This window comes from Streptococcus devriesei DSM 19639, assembly GCF_000423725.1.
Lineage (GTDB): Bacteria > Bacillota > Bacilli > Lactobacillales > Streptococcaceae > Streptococcus > Streptococcus devriesei.
Genome location: NZ_KE384084.1, coordinates 176645 through 197665, shown reverse-complemented (window position 1 = coordinate 197665; position 21021 = coordinate 176645). Strand labels below are relative to the sequence as shown.

General features: G+C 43.1%; 20 protein-coding genes. 4 read left to right on the top strand and 16 right to left on the bottom strand.

Features of this window, described 5'->3' with window-relative positions:
• Positions 1-22: 22 nt before the first annotated feature.
• From G573_RS0107060 to G573_RS0107020, 9 genes are all read right to left on the bottom strand, one after another.
• Positions 23-1768, bottom strand: coding sequence for an ABC transporter ATP-binding protein (locus G573_RS0107060; RefSeq protein WP_027976056.1), 1746 nt, complete (start codon positions 1766-1768; stop codon positions 23-25).
• Positions 1765-3498 carry an ABC transporter ATP-binding protein gene (locus G573_RS0107055; protein ID WP_027976055.1) on the bottom strand — a complete coding sequence of 578 codons (1734 nt, stop codon included), beginning with the start codon at positions 3496-3498 and terminating at the stop codon, positions 1765-1767. The genes G573_RS0107060 and G573_RS0107055 overlap by 4 nt, the downstream gene beginning before the upstream one ends.
• Positions 3499-3515: 17 nt before the next feature.
• Positions 3516-4121, bottom strand: coding sequence for a lysozyme family protein (locus tag G573_RS0107050; protein WP_027976054.1), 606 nt, complete (start codon positions 4119-4121; stop codon positions 3516-3518).
• A gap of 1 nt (position 4122) precedes the next feature.
• Positions 4123-5100: a nucleoid-associated protein gene (locus G573_RS0107045; protein ID WP_027976053.1), complete on the bottom strand. Its 978-nt coding sequence runs from the start codon at positions 5098-5100 to the stop codon at positions 4123-4125.
• Entirely contained in the window at positions 5097-6359 is a 1263-nt protein-coding gene (gene glyA / locus G573_RS0107040) for a serine hydroxymethyltransferase (protein WP_027976052.1), read from the bottom strand. Before glyA ends, G573_RS0107045 begins: the two co-directional genes overlap by 4 nt.
• Before the next feature lie 9 nt (positions 6360-6368).
• Positions 6369-6959 (bottom strand): L-threonylcarbamoyladenylate synthase, encoded by a 591-nt coding sequence (locus G573_RS0107035; protein ID WP_027976051.1) that lies wholly within the window; start codon positions 6957-6959, stop codon positions 6369-6371.
• Positions 6952-7782 carry a peptide chain release factor N(5)-glutamine methyltransferase gene (gene prmC / locus G573_RS0107030; protein WP_027976050.1) on the bottom strand — a complete coding sequence of 277 codons (831 nt, stop codon included), beginning with the start codon at positions 7780-7782 and terminating at the stop codon, positions 6952-6954. The genes G573_RS0107035 and prmC overlap by 8 nt, the downstream gene beginning before the upstream one ends.
• The gene (gene prfA / locus G573_RS0107025) at positions 7782-8861 is read right to left on the bottom strand and encodes a peptide chain release factor 1 (protein WP_027976049.1); all 1080 of its coding nucleotides are present in this window, start codon (positions 8859-8861) and stop codon (positions 7782-7784) included. Before prfA ends, prmC begins: the two co-directional genes overlap by 1 nt.
• 208 nt (positions 8862-9069) lie before the next feature.
• Positions 9070-9651: a thymidine kinase gene (locus G573_RS0107020; RefSeq protein ID WP_027976048.1), complete on the bottom strand. Its 582-nt coding sequence runs from the start codon at positions 9649-9651 to the stop codon at positions 9070-9072.
• 267 nt (positions 9652-9918) lie between these two features.
• Here G573_RS0107020 and G573_RS0107015 point away from each other — a divergent pair, with 267 nt between their 5' ends.
• The 4 genes from G573_RS0107015 to G573_RS0107000 all read left to right on the top strand — a co-directional run bounded on the left by G573_RS0107015 (position 9919) and on the right by G573_RS0107000 (position 13129).
• Positions 9919-10104, top strand: coding sequence for a 4-oxalocrotonate tautomerase (locus tag G573_RS0107015; RefSeq protein WP_027976047.1), 186 nt, complete (start codon positions 9919-9921; stop codon positions 10102-10104).
• 90 nt (positions 10105-10194) lie between these two features.
• Positions 10195-11130, top strand: a complete 936-nt coding sequence (locus tag G573_RS0107010) for an FAD:protein FMN transferase (RefSeq protein ID WP_027976046.1) — start codon at positions 10195-10197, stop codon at positions 11128-11130.
• A gap of 26 nt (positions 11131-11156) precedes the next feature.
• On the top strand, positions 11157-11759 hold the full coding sequence (locus tag G573_RS0107005) for an NADPH-dependent FMN reductase (protein ID WP_027976045.1): 603 nt from the start codon (positions 11157-11159) through the stop codon (positions 11757-11759).
• Positions 11760-11890: 131 nt separating this feature from the next.
• Positions 11891-13129, top strand: a complete 1239-nt coding sequence (locus G573_RS0107000; protein ID WP_027976044.1) for an NAD(P)H-dependent oxidoreductase — start codon at positions 11891-11893, stop codon at positions 13127-13129.
• A 135-nt stretch (positions 13130-13264) separates the two neighbouring features.
• On the opposite strand, the gene G573_RS0106995 is transcribed toward G573_RS0107000, so the two are convergent.
• From G573_RS0106995 to G573_RS0106965, 7 genes are all read right to left on the bottom strand, one after another.
• Positions 13265-14785: an ABC transporter permease/substrate-binding protein gene (locus G573_RS0106995; protein ID WP_027976043.1), complete on the bottom strand. Its 1521-nt coding sequence runs from the start codon at positions 14783-14785 to the stop codon at positions 13265-13267.
• Positions 14782-15507 carry an ABC transporter ATP-binding protein gene (locus G573_RS0106990; protein WP_027976042.1) on the bottom strand — a complete coding sequence of 242 codons (726 nt, stop codon included), beginning with the start codon at positions 15505-15507 and terminating at the stop codon, positions 14782-14784. Before G573_RS0106990 ends, G573_RS0106995 begins: the two co-directional genes overlap by 4 nt.
• Entirely contained in the window at positions 15504-15962 is a 459-nt protein-coding gene (locus G573_RS0106985; RefSeq protein ID WP_037586845.1) for a MarR family winged helix-turn-helix transcriptional regulator, read from the bottom strand. Before G573_RS0106985 ends, G573_RS0106990 begins: the two co-directional genes overlap by 4 nt.
• A gap of 240 nt (positions 15963-16202) precedes the next feature.
• Positions 16203-17051, bottom strand: coding sequence for an HAD family hydrolase (locus G573_RS0106980; RefSeq protein ID WP_027976040.1), 849 nt, complete (start codon positions 17049-17051; stop codon positions 16203-16205).
• 120 nt (positions 17052-17171) lie between these two features.
• Positions 17172-18296 carry an AI-2E family transporter gene (locus G573_RS0106975; protein WP_027976039.1) on the bottom strand — a complete coding sequence of 375 codons (1125 nt, stop codon included), beginning with the start codon at positions 18294-18296 and terminating at the stop codon, positions 17172-17174.
• Positions 18297-18364: 68 nt separating this feature from the next.
• On the bottom strand, positions 18365-19003 hold the full coding sequence (locus G573_RS11005) for a YczE/YyaS/YitT family protein (RefSeq protein ID WP_037586844.1): 639 nt from the start codon (positions 19001-19003) through the stop codon (positions 18365-18367).
• Positions 19004-19545: 542 nt separating this feature from the next.
• A complete protein-coding gene (locus G573_RS0106965; protein WP_027976038.1) occupies positions 19546-20985 on the bottom strand; it encodes a 6-phospho-beta-glucosidase in 1440 nt (479 codons plus the stop codon).
• Between the last annotated feature and the right edge of the window lie 36 nt (positions 20986-21021).

Below are 21021 nucleotides of genomic sequence, written 5' to 3'. Positions count from 1 at the left end.
GTTTGACTCTCGGGTACTTTTACTAATTACTAATATGCTCTTGGGCAGTCTGCATCTGATAATAGACGCCGTGCTGCTTCATCAGGTCCTTGTGAGTACCTTGTTCAACAATAGTGCCCTCTACCATAACTAAGATAAGATCTGCGCTCTGAATGGTGGATAGGCGGTGAGCAATGATAAAGCTGGTTCGATGTTTCATTAATTTTTCAAAGGCTTCCTGAACCAGAATTTCTGTACGCGTATCAATAGAGGATGTTGCTTCATCCAAAATCAGGATTTTAGGAATATGGACAAAAATCCGAGCAATGGTCAAAAGCTGCCGCTGTCCTTGGGACAGAGATTCACCGGCATCCGCCAGATAGGTATCATAGCCTTGAGGGAGCTGTTTGATAAAGAAATCAGCATTGGCCGCTTTGGCTGCAGCAATGACCTGCTCACGGCTGGCCTCAGGATAGCCAAAGGCGATATTTTCAAGGATAGTAGCTGTTTTCAGCCACGTTTCCTGCAAAACCATGCCGATTTGCTGCCGATAAGAGGCTTTACTGTAGGCTGTTATCGGTATCCCATCTAAAAGAATCTGACCGTCTTGCAGCTCATAAAACCGCATCAGCAAGTTGATCAAGGTTGATTTACCGGCTCCTGTCGGGCCGACGATTGCGACTTTAGAGCCTTGAGGAATAGTGACAGACAAATTTTTAATTAAGGTCTGCCTGCTATTGTAGCCAAAGCTGATATTATCAAAAGCTATCGCTCCTTTGACAGATTGACTTTTCAATTCTTTCTGTCCTTCATCTCTGGCTTCTTCTTCGTCCAATACCATGTATAGGCGTTCAGCGCAAGCCAGAGCGCTTTGCAATTCTGACAGCACAGAGGAAATATCATTGAAAGGTTTGGTATACTGAGTGACATAATTCAAAAAAGTGGTTAACTGTCCGACGGTGAAATTCCCGCTGATAATCCGCAGAGCTCCGATACCGGCTAACAGGGCATAGATTAAGGCATTGATAAAGCGTGTAGCCGGATTGACCGTTGATGAATAAAAGATGGCGCCCTGTGAATAGCTGGCATATTTTTCATTGAGGTCGGTAAAGGTACTGATGAACTGCTCCTGAGCATTGAAGGTCTGAATGAGACTCTCTTGCCGCAAACTTTCTTCAATATGCTGCGTAAAAGCGCCCCTGGCTTTTGTTTGGCTTTGATAAAGATGATAGCTCTTTTGAGCGATAAAACGGGCCACAAACAAAGAAAGCGGCGTCAGGGCTAATACCAGAACCATCATCAAAAGATCCAGCTCAGCCATGGTCAAAATCGTCAGCAAAATCGTCAGAAGTCCGACAAAGAACTGGTTAAAGACCATCAATAAACCATTTGAGAGCTGTTCGACATCTGTCGTCATTCGGCTGACTAAGTCGCCGGCAGAGTGGCTGTCCAGATAAGACAGAGGCAGGCGGTAGAGCTTTTCAATCAGTTCTTGCCGCAATTTTTGACTGTAGCCAAAGACCAGTCGATTGTAAATAAGGGGATTAATCCACTGAATTAAGGTGTTAAAAGCAACCACCAAAATCATCTTGCCTAAAATCATCGGCAGGACTTCGTGAACATTTTTAGCAACGACAGCATCAACAGCCTGGCCGATTAACACCGGCAGATAAACAGTTAAACCTACTTGGATAAATGTTCCAAGCAGGGCACCAGCCACCAGCAGCTTTTGCTGCAGCATGCCGGCTGTCAAACGTTTGAGGGTATCTCTGTTATTTCTTGCTTTCATTGGATACCCTCCTCTCTTGGATGCTGCGAATAGTGAATCTCCTGATAAAGCGGGCAGGTCTCCAGCAGCTTTTGGTGGCTGGCAAGTGCAACTTGTTTACCCTGATCCAGCACTAAAATATGGTCTGCTTTTGAAAGACTGTTGGTTCTTTGAGAAACCATGATTAAGGCTGTTTTTTTCAGATTTTTTTTGATAGCAGCTAAAAGCTTTGCTTCTGTCAAAAAATCAAGCGCTGAAGTTGCATCATCTAAAATTAGCAGGGGGCTGTCATGCAGCAAAGCTCTGGCAATCGTCAGCCGCTGTCTCTGTCCACCTGAAAAATTTCGGCCGAAGGCTTCTACCTGTGCATCCAGCTGACCTGGTTTTTGATGGACAAAGCTACTCGCCTGTGCCATATCAAGCACTTTCCAGAGTTCCTTGTCCTCTACTTCCTTATCCAGACCGAGCGTTAAATTAGAGCGAATGCTTCCCTTAAACAGCTCTGCTTTTTGCGGGACAAGGCTGACCCAATCCCGCCATTCTTTAATGGTACGGGCGCTTCTGCCGTCATTAAAGACAGTTACCTGGCCTTGTTGGGGCAAATAAAGGCGCAGCAAGAGCTGAATCAGGCTGGACTTGCCGGAACCTGTTCCGCCGATAATGCCGAAAAATTCCTCTTTATGAACGGTAAACGAAATATCTTTCAAGGCTGCCTTAGCTGCCTGAGGATAAGAAAAAGTCATTTCTTTGACCGTGACAAGGGTATCATCAGCCGCTGACTGAGCAGGCAAGGGTGCTGCTATATCCTCATCTTTTTGTTCAAAAACCTGAGCAATTCTTCGAGCACTGATAAAACTTTGATTTAAAGAAGAAACCAGCATGGTCAGCTTCAGGAGCTCAACCAGAATTTGCAGCAGGTAATTAACCAAGGCAATCAGCATCCCTTGGCTTAAATGATTGCCTGAAATAGCTATCTGTCCCTGCCAAATAACGACAATCAAGGTTGCATTGACTGCCAGGTAGGTCAAAGGTGTTATTAAAGTTGCAATATAGCCTGTTTTAATCTGCCAATCCGTATAAGCCTGATTGGTCTCTTGAAAATGCTGTTCTTCTGCTTCTACCTGGCCAAAAGCACGGATAACACGGCTTCCTTCTAATTGTTCGCGTGTCAGCCCAACTATTTTATCCGTTAAACGCCGAATCTTGCCATACAGCGGATTGACCACAACAGACATCAAATAAACCAGAGCAAAAAGCACAAAAACCATGAGGAAAAACCAAATGGTAATTCTTGGGCTGATGAAAAAGGCCATTAAGACAGAACCAAAAACAATAATCGGAGCTCTCAGAAAAAGGCGTAAAAATTGATTGATCCCCGTTTGAATCTGAAAAGTATCACTGACCAGCCGTGTGACTAAGCTTGAAGTCGTCAGCTGATCCCGTCTTTCCTTGGGCAGGCGCATGATCTTTTCAAATAAGCTGCGGCTGAGCTGCTTTGTATAGCCCACCGCTGCCTTGGCAGAATAAAATTGAGCAATGATAGCTACAATAATATTAGAAAAAGCCAGCAAAATAAGAAAGAAAATCATCAAATAGAGATGATTTTTGTCATTATGAGGGATGTAGCTGTCCACCATTCTGGCGATAACTAAAGGGACCAAAAGTTCAAAAGAAGCTTCTAAGAGCTTAAACAGAGGGCCTAGAACGGTTTCTTTGAGATAGCCTTTAAAGTATATAAACAAGTGCTTCATCCTCAGCTCACTTTCTTTTAAAAAGCACTGACAAACTTAATCAAAGCAAGATTAAGTTTGACTTGCTTGGCATAATAAATGTTGCCGCCATCTTTATAGAGTTCACCGCCGCCGTAAAAGAGAGCGACAAAATTATAATAACGATAGGTTTCTCCGCTTCTATTTCCCAGACTGGGGGCCACAACATCTTTAGAGTAGCGTTTAGCCAGCTTGATGGTGCTTTTGCCGCCGTTTTTAGAAATATAAGCAATGTAGTTTTTACCAAAATTATAGGCTTGAACCGCTGTCCAGGCATCTGTGTTTTTCTTCTGAGCTTCTTCCAGATTTTCTGATAAGACCATCACTCCCTGCCGAACGCTTTCGCGGCTGTCTGTAATGGTATTTGCGATGCCGGTCGAACTTTCACTGGATTGCATCAGATCATCTTCACGTCCCTTGGTTTCTGTGTAAATCATGGCCAGCACCAAATTTTCATTGGTTTTGGTGTCATTTTCATCCAAAATTTCCCTTACCATAGGGCGATAGGCAAGAACATTTTTGACATCCTGATAGGTCGTAAAAGCCTGATAGCCGATAAACAGCACAAGACCTAAAAGAATGACTGTCAGTAGTTTTTTTTTCATATTACTTACTTTGTATATCTTCAATATTTTTGATCAAAATCGAATAGGTCCCGTTTTGATTTTGAATAAATTCAACTGATTCGGCATCCTGATAAACATTGTTGGGAACTAAAAGCTCAATCCCGTTTGAGAGCGACAGCTTTTGACTTTCCAATTTCTTTATCTGGCGGGAATGGTCAATATCGGCCACTTTAATCGGTTCAGGAATTGTCTCTTTCAATTCATCAACAAAGGTGAGCCTGGCTGTCAGATTAGAATCAAACAGCTGGTCGGCTAATTTTTCCGGAGATAATTCTTGATCCTCTTCCAAATTTTTATAAATGGCTGATTTCATTTTCGATTGAAAGGCAAAATCATCCTGATTAAAGTTATCAGCTACCTTTTGCGCTGTTTTTTCCATCATTTTGATGGATTTTTTAACCGACTGCTCAGGCTCAACCTGCAGCAGATTTTCAGAAAAATAATTTGCAAAAGAGCCGTTATGCTTAATGCGCTTTTCAATGAGGTAATACTGCTTGTTTTGCCGATTGATAACAAGGGCTTCATCCGGCGTTTGAGCGGCACTGGGCAGATTATTCTGAGTCAGGCGAATAGGACTGCCACTGCCATCTGTAATATGCGCTAAACTTTCTTTTAAAGCCAGGCGCAAAAAGGCAAAGTGCTCAATTCCTTCCTTATCAAACTGTATAAAAATCAGATCATTGGTTTTTTGACTGTCACTGATGACAAATTCTTCTTTCCACAGCTGGGCGATTTTCTTTGAGCTTTCTAAAAAATCATCACTGAGATTGCTGAGAAAAACATTGTCGTCCTCAAATTTCCCTCGCTTAGCTTCATCAGAAAAGACCCTGCTCAATTTCTTTCGAAAATACTCGTCAAGATTAGGCGTTATTGTCAAAAATGTGTCTGAAAATCTTAGTTCTGTATCATCCGGACTGAACTGATGAATGAGAATCTTCTTTAAATATAAATCCATCATAGGAGGTTCTCATAGAGCGGGAAGGCATCTGTCAGCACCTTGACTTCCTGACGGACTTCTTCTAAAACAGCTTCATTATCAGTATTTTCAAGGGTTTTGACAATGAGCTCAGCAACCTTACGGCATTCGTTAGGACCAAAGCCGCGAGCTGTTACTGCTGCTGTTCCGATACGGATGCCTGACGTTTTGAAAGGCGACAGTTTTTCAAATGGAATAGAGTTTTTATTTGAGGTAATGTGGACATCATCCAAGATGTTCTGTGCTACTTTTCCGTTTTCAACGACCTGCGTCACATCAACAAGGAACAGATGATTTTCACTGGCTCCGGATACAACGCGGAACTTGTCATGTTCATTGAATACCTCAACCATAGCCTGACAGTTATCCAGAATATTCTGCGCATAAACTTTAAAGGCTGGATCCATATTTTCCTTGAAAGTGATGGCCTTAGCAGCAACGATATGCTCTAAGGGACCGCCCTGCAAACCAGGGAAAATGGCAGAATTAATCTTTTTAGCCAAATCCTCGTCATTAGTCAAAACAAGGCCGCCGCGCGGTCCACGAAGTGTCTTGTGAGTTGTCGTCGTTGTCACATGGGCATAAGGTACAGGGCTGGGATGCAGACCTGCTGCGACAAGACCCGCAATATGTGCCATATCAACCATGAGTTTAGCTCCGACTTGATCTGCAATCTCGCGGAATTTAGCAAAATCAATCACACGTGAATAAGCAGACGCTCCCGCAACAATCAGTTTAGGCTGAACTTCTTTGGCCTGCTCTAAAATTTGGTCATAGTCCAATAATTCTGTTTCAGGATCGACATTATAGGCAACAAAGTTATAAGTTTGCCCTGAAAAGCTGACAGGTGATCCGTGCGTCAAGTGTCCGCCGGCAGCCAGATCAAGCCCCATAACAGTGTCTCCGGGCTCAATCAATGCCATATATGCTGCAGCATTAGCCTGACTGCCGGAATGCGGCTGAACATTGGCAAATTGAGCACCAAAAAGCTTTTTAGCACGTTCAATAGCCAAACTTTCGACCACATCAACACATTCTGTTCCGCCATAATAGCGGCGTCCCGGGTAGCCTTCGGCATATTTATTCGTTAAAATGGAGCCCTGTGCTTTCATGACAGCCTTGGAAACCACATTTTCAGAAGCGATCAGTTCAATATTATTTTGCTGTCGTTTTTCTTCGGCATGAATGGCTTCCCATACTTCTGCATCATATACTTCATAGTTCTCTTTATCAAAAATCATACTTTCTCCTTAAAATTTAATAGCATTCACATGTGCCTCAATATCAGCCTGTGTAATCTTTCCCTGCCGCAAAATTTTAGCGATGGGACCTGAAATATCCAAAATCGTCGAATCAACTCTTCCAATCGCTTCATCATCCTGAATGCCCAGCAGCCGGTGCTGAAAACTATTTTGAACACTGGCATAATCCAGACCGCTGGCTTGACCGGACAAATTGGCAGACGGACCGATCAAAGGACCTGTTTTTTTAATATAAGCCAGCGTCAAAGGATGGCTGGGAACCCTAAAACCAACTGTTGGCAGACCGGAATTTACCCAAGCCGGCACTCTTTCGTTAGCTTTTAAAATAATGGTCAGAGGGCCCGGCAAAAAAGCCTTATAGAGGGCTTCCAGATAGGCAGGAGGCTCTTTCGAAAAGGCCAGAATCTCTTCTAAAGATGAGACATTCAAATTCATGGCCTTTTCCGGCGGCCGCTTTTTGAGAGCATAGACATTTGCAACGGCTTCAGCATCCAGAGCTCTGGCAAAAAGACCGTAGACTGTTTCTGTCGGCAGAATAACAGCCTGTCCATCCAGAAGCGCCTTCTCAATCTTATCCATCATCAATCACAACCATTCTATCCTTGCCAAACATATCTTGCAGCAAACGGACACGCTTATCAGGGAAATGCTGCTGAAAGAGCTGGGAGACTGGATATCCCTGTTTATAGCCGATTTCCAAGTAAATCTTACCGCCTGCTGTCAAATGTTTTCCGGCACCTTCAGCGATTCTTTGATAAACAGCCAAGCCATCATCATCAGCAAACAGTGCTAAATGCGGCTCGTGCAGCAGCACATTTCGACCGACCTCGTCCTTATCCTTAAACGCTATATAAGGCGGATTGGAGACAATGATATCGTATTTGTCTGAAATCTGGCTGAAAACATCTGAATGCGGGAAATTTACTGTCACCTGATTGGCCTTGGCATTATCCTGAGCCAACAGTAATGCTTCCCTAGAAACATCGCTGGCGCTCACCTGCCAGCCTGCTCTCGCCTTAGCCAAGGCAAGAGCAATAGCGCCGCTGCCGGTTCCGATATCCAAAACTGTCAATGATTCATCTGAATTTTCCTCCAAAATCAGATTCACCAGCTCCTCAGTTTCAGGACGCGGAATGAGGACGCGTTCATCAACAGTTAATGTCAAATCCGCAAAATAGGCCTTTTTAGCAATGTACTGAGCAGGTAGGTGCTGCTTTAAGAGCTTGGTAATCCTGTCTAACTGTCTGAGATCAGCTTCCGGTATTTCCCGAGGCTGATGTAAGATAAAGTCAAGCCTACTCCAATTCTTCCACTCGTTAAAGACGTAAGCTAGGCCTTCTTTTTCCTCACCGATAGCTATTAAGTCCGCTTCATACTGAGCAAAAGCCTGAGCGTAGTTCATTAGTTGCCCAGCTCTTCCAGTTTTTGTGTTTGGTCATAAAGGACCAAGGCATCAATCACTTCATCTAATTTCCCAGCTAAAATGGTATCTAACTTTTGCAGGGTTAGACCGATTCGATGGTCGGTTACACGATTTTGCGGGAAATTATAGGTCCTGATGCGCTCAGAGCGGTCGCCTGTACCGACTGTAGATTTACGTTCGGCATCTTGCTCATCCTGAGCAATCTGAGCGAAATGGTCTGCCACACGGGCACGGATAATTTTCATAGCCTTATCACGGTTTTTCTGCTGCGTCCGCTCTTCCTGCATTTCAACCTTAATATTGGTTGGCAGGTGGATAATCCGAACAGCCGTCGCTACCTTATTGACATTTTGACCGCCGGCACCGGAAGCATGGTAAATATCCACACGCAAGTCTTTAGGATCAATTTCATATTCCACTTCTTCAACTTCAGGCATCACCAGAACAGTCGCTGTTGAAGTATGCACACGTCCCTGACTTTCTGTGACGGGAACCCGTTGAACCCGGTGAGCACCGGATTCGTATTTTAATTTAGAATAGACAGACTGTCCGGACACCATGGCAACGACTTCTTTGATACCGCCGACACCGTTAGTTGAAGCCTCCATTACCTCAAACTTCCAGCCCTGACTTTCTGCATATTTTTGATACATATTCAAAAGATCTCCGGCAAAAAGCGCCGCTTCATCACCGCCGGCAGCCCCGCGGATCTCTAGGATAATATTCTTATCATCATTGGGGTCCTTAGGCAAAAGGAGAATCTTAAGTTTTTCTTCATAGTCTTCTTTAGCTGCCTTGGACTCTTTCAGCTCGTCCTTAGCCATTTCTTCAAGTTCAGAATCGCCGCCGGCGTCCTTAATCATTTCTTCTGCATCAGCAATGTTTTGGATAATCTGTTTGTATTCGCGATAGGTCGCTACCGTTTCTCGGGTAGAGGCTTCTTCGCGCGAGAGTTCCATAAAGCGCTTGGTATCGCTGACCACATCCGGGTCACTGAGCAATTCACCCAGCTCTTCGTAACGATCTTCAACAGCCTGCAATTGGTCGTAAATATTCATATTCTTAAACGATTCTCCTTTTTCATAACATAAATAACTAAATCAGTATCCTACTAAAAATGGCGTCAGGTGCTGAGCTGCTTTAGCAGCCATCACCTGTAACCGGGTGGACGGCTGAAGAAAGCAAACGATAATTTTGCCTTTCCATCAGCCAAATGCACGGTTTAGACATTGTCCCATAGGAAATGGCATCAGGTGCTGAGCTGCTTTAGCAGCCATCACCTGTAACCGGGTGAAAATAATGTTTCCTGCAAACAGGGATATAGGTTTCATTGCCGCCGATTTGGATCTGCTCCCCCTCATAAACAGGCTTGCCGTCCTGAGTTCTCAGCACCATGGTCGCCTTTTTAGAGCAAAATTGGCAGATTGTCTTAATTTCTTCGATCTTATCGGCCATCAGCAGCAATTCGCGCGAGCCTTCAAACAAATGATTCTGGAAATCATTTTTCAGACCGAAAGCCATTACCGGAACACCTAGCTCATCAACAATCCTAGCTAAATCATAAACATTTTTTTTGCTCAGAAACTGGCACTCGTCAATCAAGACACAATAAGGCTTGTCTTTCAGGCTGTCAATATAGGCAAAAATGTCCATATCATCTGTTATAGGAGTTGCTTTGCGCCGCATACCGATTCTGCTTGAGACAACACCAAATTCATCGCGCGTATCAAGGCTGCTGGTCATTATAACAACGGGTTTGCCCTGCTCTTCATAATTATGAGCAACCTTTAAAATTTCAATCGTCTTCCCTGAATTCATAGTCCCGTATTTATAATACAACTGCGCCAAGACTGTTAACCTCATCTCATACTAGTATCTCATCTATTTTACCATAAAAGCAAAAAAGGCGCACTGAGTTTTCATAAATTAAAAAGGAATTTGGGGCGCCATCTCTTTGAAAATATGCTAAAATAAAGGTATCAACTATTAATTGAACACGGGCTAAAATCCTAGTAAAAAAGATAAACGTCCTTGTGTCTTAGCGACACAGCGTCCGTTTCCTATTTTTATACGGATTTGACACGCCCTTAGTATCTTAAATAAAGGAGAAAACTTATGCCATTTGTTAAAATTGATTTATTTGAAGGTCGCACAGAAGAACAAAAAATCGAACTTGCCCGTGAGGTCACTGAGGTTGTTTCCCGTGTTGCCAAAGCGCCTAAGGAGGCGATTCATGTCTTTATAAACGATATGCCGGAGGGAACCTATTACCCGCACGGAGAAATGAAGAAAAAAAGTTAAGCCGGTGCTTAACTCTTTGATTTTAGCTTGATTTTACTTTCAGAAAACGCTATCATATTAATAAGAAACATTTTAAGGGAGGTGAAATAATTGCAGGCACAGCAAACTTTGCACCTGATGGGAACAACGATTGATATCGTGGCTGAAGCCGGCAATGCCAAAGAACTTGTCGAGAGTGCCTGCCAACTTTTAAAAATGTATGAGCATCGCTTCAGCGCCAACAGCGATGATTCAGAATTAATGGCTGTCAATCATCAGGCCGGACTGAACGCTGTTGCTGTTCATCCGGATTTATTTGAATTGATTCAAATCGGAAAAGAGCACAGTTTAGAGAAGCCCGGCAACCTTAATATCGCTATCGGACCTTTGGTACAGACTTGGCGCATCGGCTTTGATGATGCCCATCTTCCGGATCCGTCTCAGATCGATGAACAGTTAAAGCTCATCGACCCGCATAATATTATTTTGGATGCTCAAAAAAAGACAGTCTTCCTAGCCCAAAAAGGAATGAAGATAGATCTCGGCGCTCTGGCAAAGGGCTATATTGCCGATAAGATTATTGCCTATTTAAAAAATCAAGGCGCTGCTTCTGCTATGATTAATTTGGGCGGCAATCTTTTAGTCTACGGGCCTAACTCAAAGCGACCCGGAGGGTTTTGGCACATTGGTATCCAAGATCCCCGCAAACCGCGAAATCAAAATGTCGGAATCGTTAAAATCTACAATCAATCTGTTGTCACTTCCGGCATTTACGAGCGCCACCTGCAAGTCGGCGGGAAAGACTATCACCATATTTTTGATAAAAATACAGGCTATCCGATCGAAACACAGATGGCTAGTCTCAGTATTATTTCAGATCTCTCGCTTGACGGTGAGATTTGGACAACGCGTTTGTTTGGCCTGCCGATTCCGCTGGCTATGGAGACGATTAATCAAACCAAGCATATCGAAGGCATTATCATTACCAGAGATAACCGCTTGGCCATCTCAAATGGCTTAAAAAATACTTTTATCCCCCTTTACTAAACCCAAAAGAAAAGAGGTATGACATGATGAAACTTATTGGATTAGTTGGTACAAATTCAAAAAAATCCACCAACCGCCAATTGCTGCAATACATGCAAAAACATTTTGCTGACAAGGCTGATATTGAACTGGTCGAAATCAAGGATCTCCCCATGTTCAATAAACCGGCCGATAAAAAACTTCCTGAACAAGTAACTGAAATCGCTGCTAAAATTGAAGCTGCCGATGGCGTTATTATTGGAACACCTGAATATGACCATTCGGTTCCTGCTGCTTTGATGAGTGCTCTGGCTTGGCTGTCTTACGGCATTTACCCGCTTTTGAATAAACCGGTTATGATTACAGGAGCTTCTTATGGAACACTGGGCTCATCACGTGCCCAGCTGCAGCTGCGGCAAATGCTTAATGCTCCGGAAATCAAGGCCAGTGTCCTTCCGGATGAATTTCTGCTTTCCCATTCCTTAGAAGCTTTTGATAAAGACGGCAACCTTACTGATTTAGATACCTTCCAAAAACTTGATGCCATTTTTGACGACTTTCGTATTTTTGTGAAAATCACCGAAAAACTATCAAGTGCTCAGGAACTTCTGCATAAAGAGGCAGAAAATTTTGATTGGGAAAGCTTATAAGGTGAATTGAACATGGGCTAAAAGCGTCGAGAAAAAGATAGTCTGCCTTATGCGCAAAGCGCATGGCGCGAGGCTCCTATTTCTTCTCGCTTTCTTAATGCCCTTTGTATCTTATTAAAGGAGAAAATAACATGAAATTTGTAGGACTTGTAGGTTCCAATGCAGAGCAATCGTACAATCGCAAATTATTGGAATTCATCAGAAAGCAATTTAAACTGAAATTTGAATTGGAAGTATTAGAAATTGATGAAGTACCGATGTTCAATCAGGATCAAGACTGGAAGGAAAGCTTTCAGCTGAGGCTTTTGTACAATAAAATCACACGCGCAGACGGTGTTATCATTGCAACCCCTGAACACAATCATACCATTACCGCTGCCTTAAAAAGCGTTTTGGAATGGCTGTCCTGTGAGGTACATCCCTTCGAAAACAAGCCGGTTATGATTGTCGGTGCTTCCTATTACGATCAAGGAACATCACGCGCACAGGTTCATCTGAGAAAAATTCTAGATGCGCCGGGAGTTAATGCCTACACCCTTCCGGGAAATGAATTCCTGCTCGGCAAAGCTAAAGAAGCTTTTGATGATAAGGGCAATATTATTAACAAAGGTACTGTCGAATTTTTGGAAACCTGCTTAGATAATTTTGTTAGTTACGTAGGAGTGGTATCAAAATTGCAAAAACCAAAACCAATTGAACCAGAAGATTTAGACTGCAATCATCCTATTGCAACATCCGTTACAGAGGTTGATCCGGACGATCCCGAATGGGTTGAAAAAGTTGCCGAGGTTACAGGTGCTGTTTCAGGCGACACCTATGTCAAACTGGATCATGGTATTTTGACAGTTGACCAAATCAATATGTTCTTAAAAGCCATGCCGTTTGAGCTGACCTATTCTGATGACAACAACCAATTCCTGTATTACAATAATGCTCATCAAGATCCCGACACCATGTTTGCTAAGCGTGTGCCATCGCAGTCAGGCAGCCGTTTGTCAACGGTTCACAACAGCCTTCCGCCTGAACGGATGAAAAATGTCGAGTGGGTTATCGGCAGCCTGCGCAACGGCAATCAAGAATACGTCCGCACACTGGTGCCAAATCCTAATCCAAGCGTAATCAACACGCATAACTATCAGGCAATGTACTATCCGGATGGTTCTTTTGCAGGTATCAACGAAATTGTCTTTAATTTCAGACCTTGGCTGGACTGGTATCTGCAGACAACAGGTCAAAGATTAGTCGGCGGTGCTGCAGGGGCTGACGCGACTTCCGGCGCTTCTGACAGCGGCAGTGACACAACCTCCGGTGCTTCCAGCAGCAATGATACAGGAGCTGCTGATGCAACGTCTGGTGCTTCTGCCCATTGATTTTCAGACAAAATAAAAAAGACGGAGATAAACGGTTTAAGTACTGCTTATCTTCGTCTTTTTAGTTAGCTTTAAAAATATAAAATATTTCTATCCACTCTTTTTTAAAATCAATGCAGATCAGGCAAGAATCCTTTAATCCAGCAGCCCTGCTTCTTTCAGATAGTTGTGGGCTACTGTCTTTGCAGATTTGCCTTTTTCCTTGACTTGATAATTCATCTCACTCATCTGGGCTTCGGTGATTTTACCAGCCAGACGATTTAAAATCTTTTTGAGTTCCGGATGCTTTTTCAGCAATTCTTCCTTGAGCAAAGGTGCTCCCTGATAAGGCGGGAAGAGCTGTTTATCATCTTTTAGAACCAGCAGATTATAGGCTTTAATTTCTGAATCTGTTGAGTAGGCATCTGTTATGGCAACATCACCATTTTGAATGGCTTGATAGCGCAGAGCCGGCTCCATGGTAGAGACCTGCAAATTAAGACCGTAAACAGTTTTCAGACCTTTATTGCCGTCTTCTCTGTCATTAAATTCCAGAGTAAAGCCGGCCTTAGCAGAATTTTCGACTTTCTTTAAGTCAGAAATTGTTTGAAGGCCGTTTTCCTTGGCAAAGGCTTTTTTAACTGCTACAGCATAGGTATTCTGGTATTTCATCGGTTTTAAATAAACAAGATTATCTTGTTTTAAAATCCCGTCGCGTGCTTCCTGATAAACCTTTTGTGGATCGGTAGATGTCTGAGGAGGATTCTTTAACAGACTGGCAGTAACAGTTCCTGTAAATTCCGGGTAGATATCAATATCCCCTTTTTTCAAAGCTTCATACAGGAAACTTGTCTTACCAAAATTAGGCTTGACCGTCACCGACAGATTGCTGTCCTGTTCGATTAATTCCTTGTACATATTAATCAGAATTTCAGGTTCAGGTCCCATCTTGCCGGCGATAACAATCTCTTCTTTATTCTGGCTGGCCTTTATCATGTTGGGCAGATAAGAGGCACCCAAGCCGATTATCATAATCAAAAAGGCCAAGACTATCTTTTTCAAAGATGCTTTTTCCAAAATCTTGATAGCCAGATTGAACAAAATCGCTAAAAGCGCTGAAGAAATGGCACCTATCAAAATCAAAGAACTGTTATTACGGTCAATACCCAGCAAAATGAATGAACCAAGGCCGCCGGCACCAATCAGCGCCGCCAAGGTCGCTGTTCCAATAATCATGACGGCTGCTGTTCTGACACCGGAAATCATAACCGGCATAGCCAGAGCAAGTTCGAATTTTTTAAGCCGCTCCCACTTAGTCATCCCAAAAGCCTGACCGGCTTCAACTAGACTGGGGTCAATAGTTGTTAGACCTGTGATGGTATTTTGCAAAATGGGAAAAAGCGCGTAAATAACCAAGGCAGCAACAGCAGGCACTGTTCCAATCCCTACAAAGGGAATAAAAAGTCCCAATAATGCCAGAGAAGGAATGGTCTGAAAGATCCCTGAAATCTGCAAAATAATCTCTGTCAGACGCTTGCGGTGGCTGATGACGATGGCCAAAGGAATCGCAATGATAATAGCGAGTAAGAGCGACAGCAGAGAAATTTGCAAGTGCTCCAATAAAGACTGCAGCCAATCAGCAAAACGGTCTTGGAAGGTAGTGATTAAATCCGTCATTGTCTGTCACCCCCAAATAAGTCTGCCACAAATGCATTAGCAGGAGACTTCTCAACTTCCCTAGGACTGGCCAGCTGCACAATTTTTCCTTCTTGAAAAACAGCTACCCGATCCGCTAACTTCTTCGCTTCATCGATATCGTGAGTCACAAAAACGATTGTTATCCCCAGCTCTTTTTGAAGAGAAAGCGTCAGATCCTGCAGCTGTTTTCGAGAAATCGGATCCAAAGCTGAAAACGGTTCATCCATCAAAAGGATAGAAGGGTTAGCGATGATAGCTCGTAAAATTCCGACCCGCTGCTGCTCGCCGCCTGATAAATCTCTAGGATAGCGCTCCAAATACTTATCCGCACCCAGACCGACCTTATTGAGTAAATCCTTGGTTTTTTCCAAGCGCTCTTCTTTTGGCCAGCCCTTCATCTCAGGAATCAGTTCAATGTTTTCCCTGACTGTCAGATTCGGGAAAAGGGCAATCTGCTGTAAAACATAACCTGTTGACAGGCGCAAATCACGCAAAGAAAGAGCAGTAATAGCCTGCTGATTCAAGAAGATTTTTCCCTGACTGGGCTCAATTAAACGATTGATCATCTTAAGTGTCGTTGTTTTACCGCTGCCGCTGGGGCCGATCAGGACAAAGAATTCCCCTTCTTCAACTTCAAAATTGAGGTCATCCAGTACCTTTTCCTGTCCGTAAGACTTGCTGACATTTTCAAAACGAATCATAGCTTCTCCTTCCACCTGGGACTGGCGGCTTCTAAATTTTGCATCACCTTAGTCAGATCTTTTTCAAACTGCTGAATTTCTTCTTGCGAGAAACCCTTGTAAAAAATTTGGCCTAAGGCTTGACTGACTTTCTCGCCGACAGTTTGCTGCGATTTTCCCAGATCTGTTAAATAATAGCAGCGCTTGCGTTTGTCTTTAGGATGCGGCCGCGAAACAATTAAGCCTTGTGTTTCTAAACGCTTTAACATCTTAGTCAGCGTATTATTAGCCAGTCCGGTCTTTATGGCTATATCCGTTGCTGTCAAGGGCTCTGTGACCCAAAGGCAGCTCAGAATTTTGCCCTGCTCTCCTGAATAGGCGGCTTCTTCTTCGTCAGCCAGCAGCTTGTTGAACAGGCGCCCGTTCAAAAGATTGATGTGACTGATTAGATAACCACCCCGTGCTAGTTCGGTCATGCGATCTCCTTTTGTAATTATTTCTAAATAGAACTATTTTAATTATACAATTTTAAGGTCAAAAAATCAATTATTTCTATATAGAAAAAAGCAAGACAGAATTTAAAAAGGCTTTCTTATTAAATTCCTTATCCCGCTTTCAGTATATGTCTATATAAACCATTTCAAATAGTTTAAACGACTGCCTTTACTCTTTGATTACTGTTTTCTTTCAATTTTCTTAAGAAACTCTGCATATTTTCAATCAGCAAGCAGCCCTAATCTTTCAAAAGCTTTGTAAAGTCCGTCTTCTTCAACATCAGCTGTCACCATATCTGCCATGGCTAAAATTTCCGCTCCGCCATTGCCCATAGAAACCCCTATCTCACAATATTGCAGCATGGGGATGTCAACTTTGGCATCACCAAAGGCAATCGTTTCTTTTTTATCGGCATTTAAATGCTGTAAAAGGACGTCAATAGCGTGCGCTTTAGTAATGTCTTTGACACCCAGATCGCCAAAAAGCGCTGTCTCCCCACGGCCGCCCCAGGTGCCGACCTTTAGATCCGGGAAAGCCTTTTGGGCATCCAAGTAATCTTGATAGGAATCAAGAACAAAACTGATTTTATTGAGATCATCACGGTAAAGACTGCCTCCGAAAATAAGACCGTGTATGACATCTTCGACTTCTTGATGTTCAACTTCTGCTGATGTCTTTCCTTTACGCATGGCATAAATTTTTAGGGTTTCGCGTGCACGCTCCTTGAAATTCCTGCTGGCAAAAAGGCCATTATTGCTTTCCAAATAAAATTCCAAACCGCGTTCGTGCAGCCAATCAACAGCGGCTTTAGACTCCGCTGGAGAAAGCAGCTGGTGCATAATGACCTGCCCGTTATATTCTACATAAGAGCCGTTGCCGCCGATCATGCCATCTAGACCAATGTCCCAAAGTTCCGGCTGCATCTCTGCTCGGCTGCGTCCTGTTGAGACAAACACCAGATGACCATTTTGCCGCGCCTTGAGAACAGCTGTTACTGCCGACTGCGGAATGCGATTATTATAATCCACCAGAGTTCCGTCTACATCCAAAAAAATAATTTTTCTGCTCATCACATACTCCTAATGATTTTCTAGTCTTATTATAAATCATACTGTTTGCTAAAAGATAGTGGCATTCTCTTAATATCTGATACTATCCTACTGTCTTAAAAATAGCAAAACGCCAAGGCCTTAACCGCCTTGACGTTGATTATGAGCTTGTTTTTGATAAACATGATCTTTGATGATTTGATAGAGACTGGCTAAAATAGGGACGGCTACCAGCATACCAACAATCCCTGCCAGTGCTCCGCCAAGCGTAATGGCTAAGAGCACCCACATTGACGGCAGACCGATTGATCCGCCGACCACTCTCGGATAGATAACGTTGCCTTCAAACTGCTGCAAAAGAACGATAAAAATCAGGAAAATGATGGCCTGTGAAAATGACTGGGTCATGATTAAAATAAGACCGATGGTCACTCCGATATAGGCACCTACAACCGGTATTAGGGCTGTAAAAGCAATCAAGATACCGATAGTCGCGGCATAAGGCAAACCAAGCAGCATCATCCCTACTGCAGTCAGACTGCCCAAAATCATAGCCTCTAAGGTTTGACCGACAAAAAAGCCGTGAAAACGCTGATGTAAGATATCACGAAGATAGTGGACTTTCTTAGCATGACGCCCAAGATAAGTATCTACCAGAAGATTAAACTGATAACCCAATTTTTCCTTATTAGCCAAAACATACATGGAAAAAATGATACTGACAAAGATGGAAATTAAGGCTGAGGCAATAGATGTTACAGAAGCTAAGACATTGGTTAAAACAGATAGAAATTGGCTTAGAATCTGCCGGCTGTAGTCCGAGATTAAACTGCTGAGCTGTTTATCTGTCCCAAAAGCGGCTAAAATCCTTGAAACCCATTTGTTGTGCTGAACGTCATTAATAAGCGCCTGAATATCTTTTGGATCAATGGCTAAGAGTGACTGAAGACTGGCAATCAAATCCGGCAGCACAATGGTGAAAATCAGAGTTACTACAAGAACGAAGGTCGCATAAGCCAAAATCATAGTTACAGGACGCTTGGCCTTTTGCAGGCGAGGCGATTTTATTAACTTGTCATATAATTTTTCATAAGCACTCATGACAATGTTGACAATATAACCAATAGCAGCGCCTGCTAAAAAAGGAGACAGGGCAGCAAAGAAAGTATTGAGTAATTCTGCTCCCTTAGACCAATTTGCCACGGCTGCATAACAAATGACAAACACTAAAACAGGATACAGAATGTAATTTTTATTAAGTTTCATAAGCTCTATTATACACTAAAATCTCTTGAAGGGAATTCTTATTGCCCCAAAAGATAGATAAGCTGCGGTCAATTATCTTTTGCAGTGCGATTAGGCAACTTTTCAAACAGTTTTTCCGAGTAGGGATGGCAAAAGGCAATGACCCGACCCGTCAGCAGCATGGCGGCTACTGTTCCAAGCCCAATCCCCAAAAAGCTTCGCTTAAAAAACCAGCCTAACCATAAGGCGATAAGAATACAGAGGGCATCCAAAAAATTTTTACCAAATCCAAAATTTCTGCGGCAAACAAAACCCAGCGTATTTGCCAAACCATCCGCAGGATTGGGAATGACCTGCATGGCAATCGTTAAAGAAGCGCCGACCCCAGTTAATATAATAGCTATAAAAAGCAGCAGCCACTTAGCCAAGAGGCTTTCCGGAACAGGCAGTATATTATCATAGAGCTGAATAAAAAAACTGGTCAAAAAACCGGCGATGACCTGCAGCAGCTGCACAGCCTCAAAATTCTTTCGCAAAAGACAATACTGCAGGAAAATCAAAAAGCAGTAATAAGCAAAGGTTGTTGCCCCAATCGGAAGTTTCAAAATCTGTCCGGCATTATATGCTACCGAAATAACGGGAGATACGCCTAACTGCGTTTTCGTATTAAGGCAGATCCCCGCTGCCAAAATCACAATTCCCAGCAAATAAAGCAACAGCTGCTTCATCCCTATTTTCTTTGTGCCCAACTTATCACCAAACTTTCTAAACTTCAAGTTTTATAACACCAAAACAATCACCCGATGTTTTCTCGTGAAAATGCCAAACCTTAAAAAACGGCTTGCGCCGCTTCAGTTTGAAGAAAAAGTCTCTTTTCTTTGATACTTCCTTAGGTGATGTCGGACGGCAGCGACTTCCTAAGGAATTCCATGCCTAAACTTTGAGCCTAATGTAAGATACAAAGGGCGTTTTAGTGGACACAGCAAAATTAGGGAGTTCGACGACGAGTCTCAGAAGGCTTTAGGAGATACTCATCTATTTTGCACAGTCCACAGCCCGTGTTCGATTAGTCTCAAAGTTTCCGCGTGTCAGAATCGGCTTACATGTCCCAATTCTGACACTTTCATCACGGCGGAAGTATCCTTTAGTTAGCTCGCTTGCGCTCGTGAACATTTAAATTTATAGGCTAGTCTGCAGATTCTTTTTGTTTATCAAGATAAGCAAATGAAGGTTTGTCTACAGTCTGAAGCGGCTTGCGCCGCTTCTGTCCTTAATCAATATCCGTGCCATTTGAAGCTATGACTTGCTTATACCAGTCAAACGATTTCTTCTTGGAACGCTTCAAGCTTCCCTTACCTTCATTGTCACGATCGACATAGATAAAGCCGTACCGCTTCTTCATTTCACCTGTTCCTGCTGATACCAGATCAATACAGCCCCAAGTGGTATAGCCCAAAAGCTCAACGCCGTCTTCATTGATCGCGGCATTCATGGCTTTTATGTGTTCACGCAGATAATCAATCCGGTAATCATCTTCAACATAGCCGTTTTCATCCGGCACATCAACTGCACCAAGGCCGTTTTCAACAATAAACATAGGTTTTTGGTAACGATCCCATATCGTATTTAAGGTGATCCGAAGTCCCAGCGGGTCAATCTGCCAGCCCCATTCAGATGATGCCAAATAAGGATTTTTAATAGAGGCAAAGATATTTCCCTGTGTTTCTTCATTAGCTTTTGGATCAGCTGAAGCTACACGGCTGGAATAGTAAGAAAAGGAAACAAAATCAACTGTATTTTCTTTCAAAAGCTGCAGATCTTCCTCAGTCATGACAATGTTAAGTCCATCTCTTTCAAATTGCTTTTTAGCATAGTTCGGGTATTCCCCGCGTGCCTGCACATCAATAAAGAAATAGTTAGACCGGTCTTCCTGCATGGCTTGCCAATAATCTTTAGGATTGCAGGTGTTTGGATAATACTGACCGGCAGCCAGCATACAGCCGACCTTGTTATCAGGGTCGATTTCATGAGCCAATTTAGTAGCAATAGCTGATGCGACCAATTCATGGTGAGCGGATTGGTACTTCACTTCTTCTTCATTTTCGTCCTCTTCAAAATAGAGACCTGCACCCATAAACGGCGCGTGAAGAATCATATTGATTTCATTAAAGGTCAGCCAATATTTGACCAGTCCTTTATAACGCGTAAAAAGTGTCCGGCAGAGACGTTCGTAAAATTCCAGCATCTTGCGGTTGCGCCAGCCGCCGTATTCTTTGATTAGATGCATCGGACAGTCAAAGTGCGTAATGGTCACCAGCGGCTCGATACCGTATTTATGGCATTCCTTGAACAAGTCTTCATAGAATTGAAGCCCTTTTTCATTTGGTTCCAATTCATCTCCTTTAGGAAAAATACGTGTCCAGGCAATAGACAGACGGTAGGTTTTAAAACCCATTTCGCCAAAAAGTGCAATATCCTCCTTGAAGTGATGATACATGTCAATGGATTCTTTGGCTGGATAGAAATAGCCGTCCTCAAAATCGAACATTTTCTTTTTTCCGGCAATAATAGGAAAACGATCATCGCCAATCGGCACCACGTCAACATTGGCCAGGCCGCGGCCATCGACATCATATGCTCCTTCGCATTGGTTAGCAGCTGTCGCTCCTCCCCATAAAAACCCGTCCGGGAATGGTTTAAAAGTTGTCATTTGCATCTCCTTTTATCATTATTTAATTCAAGTTCC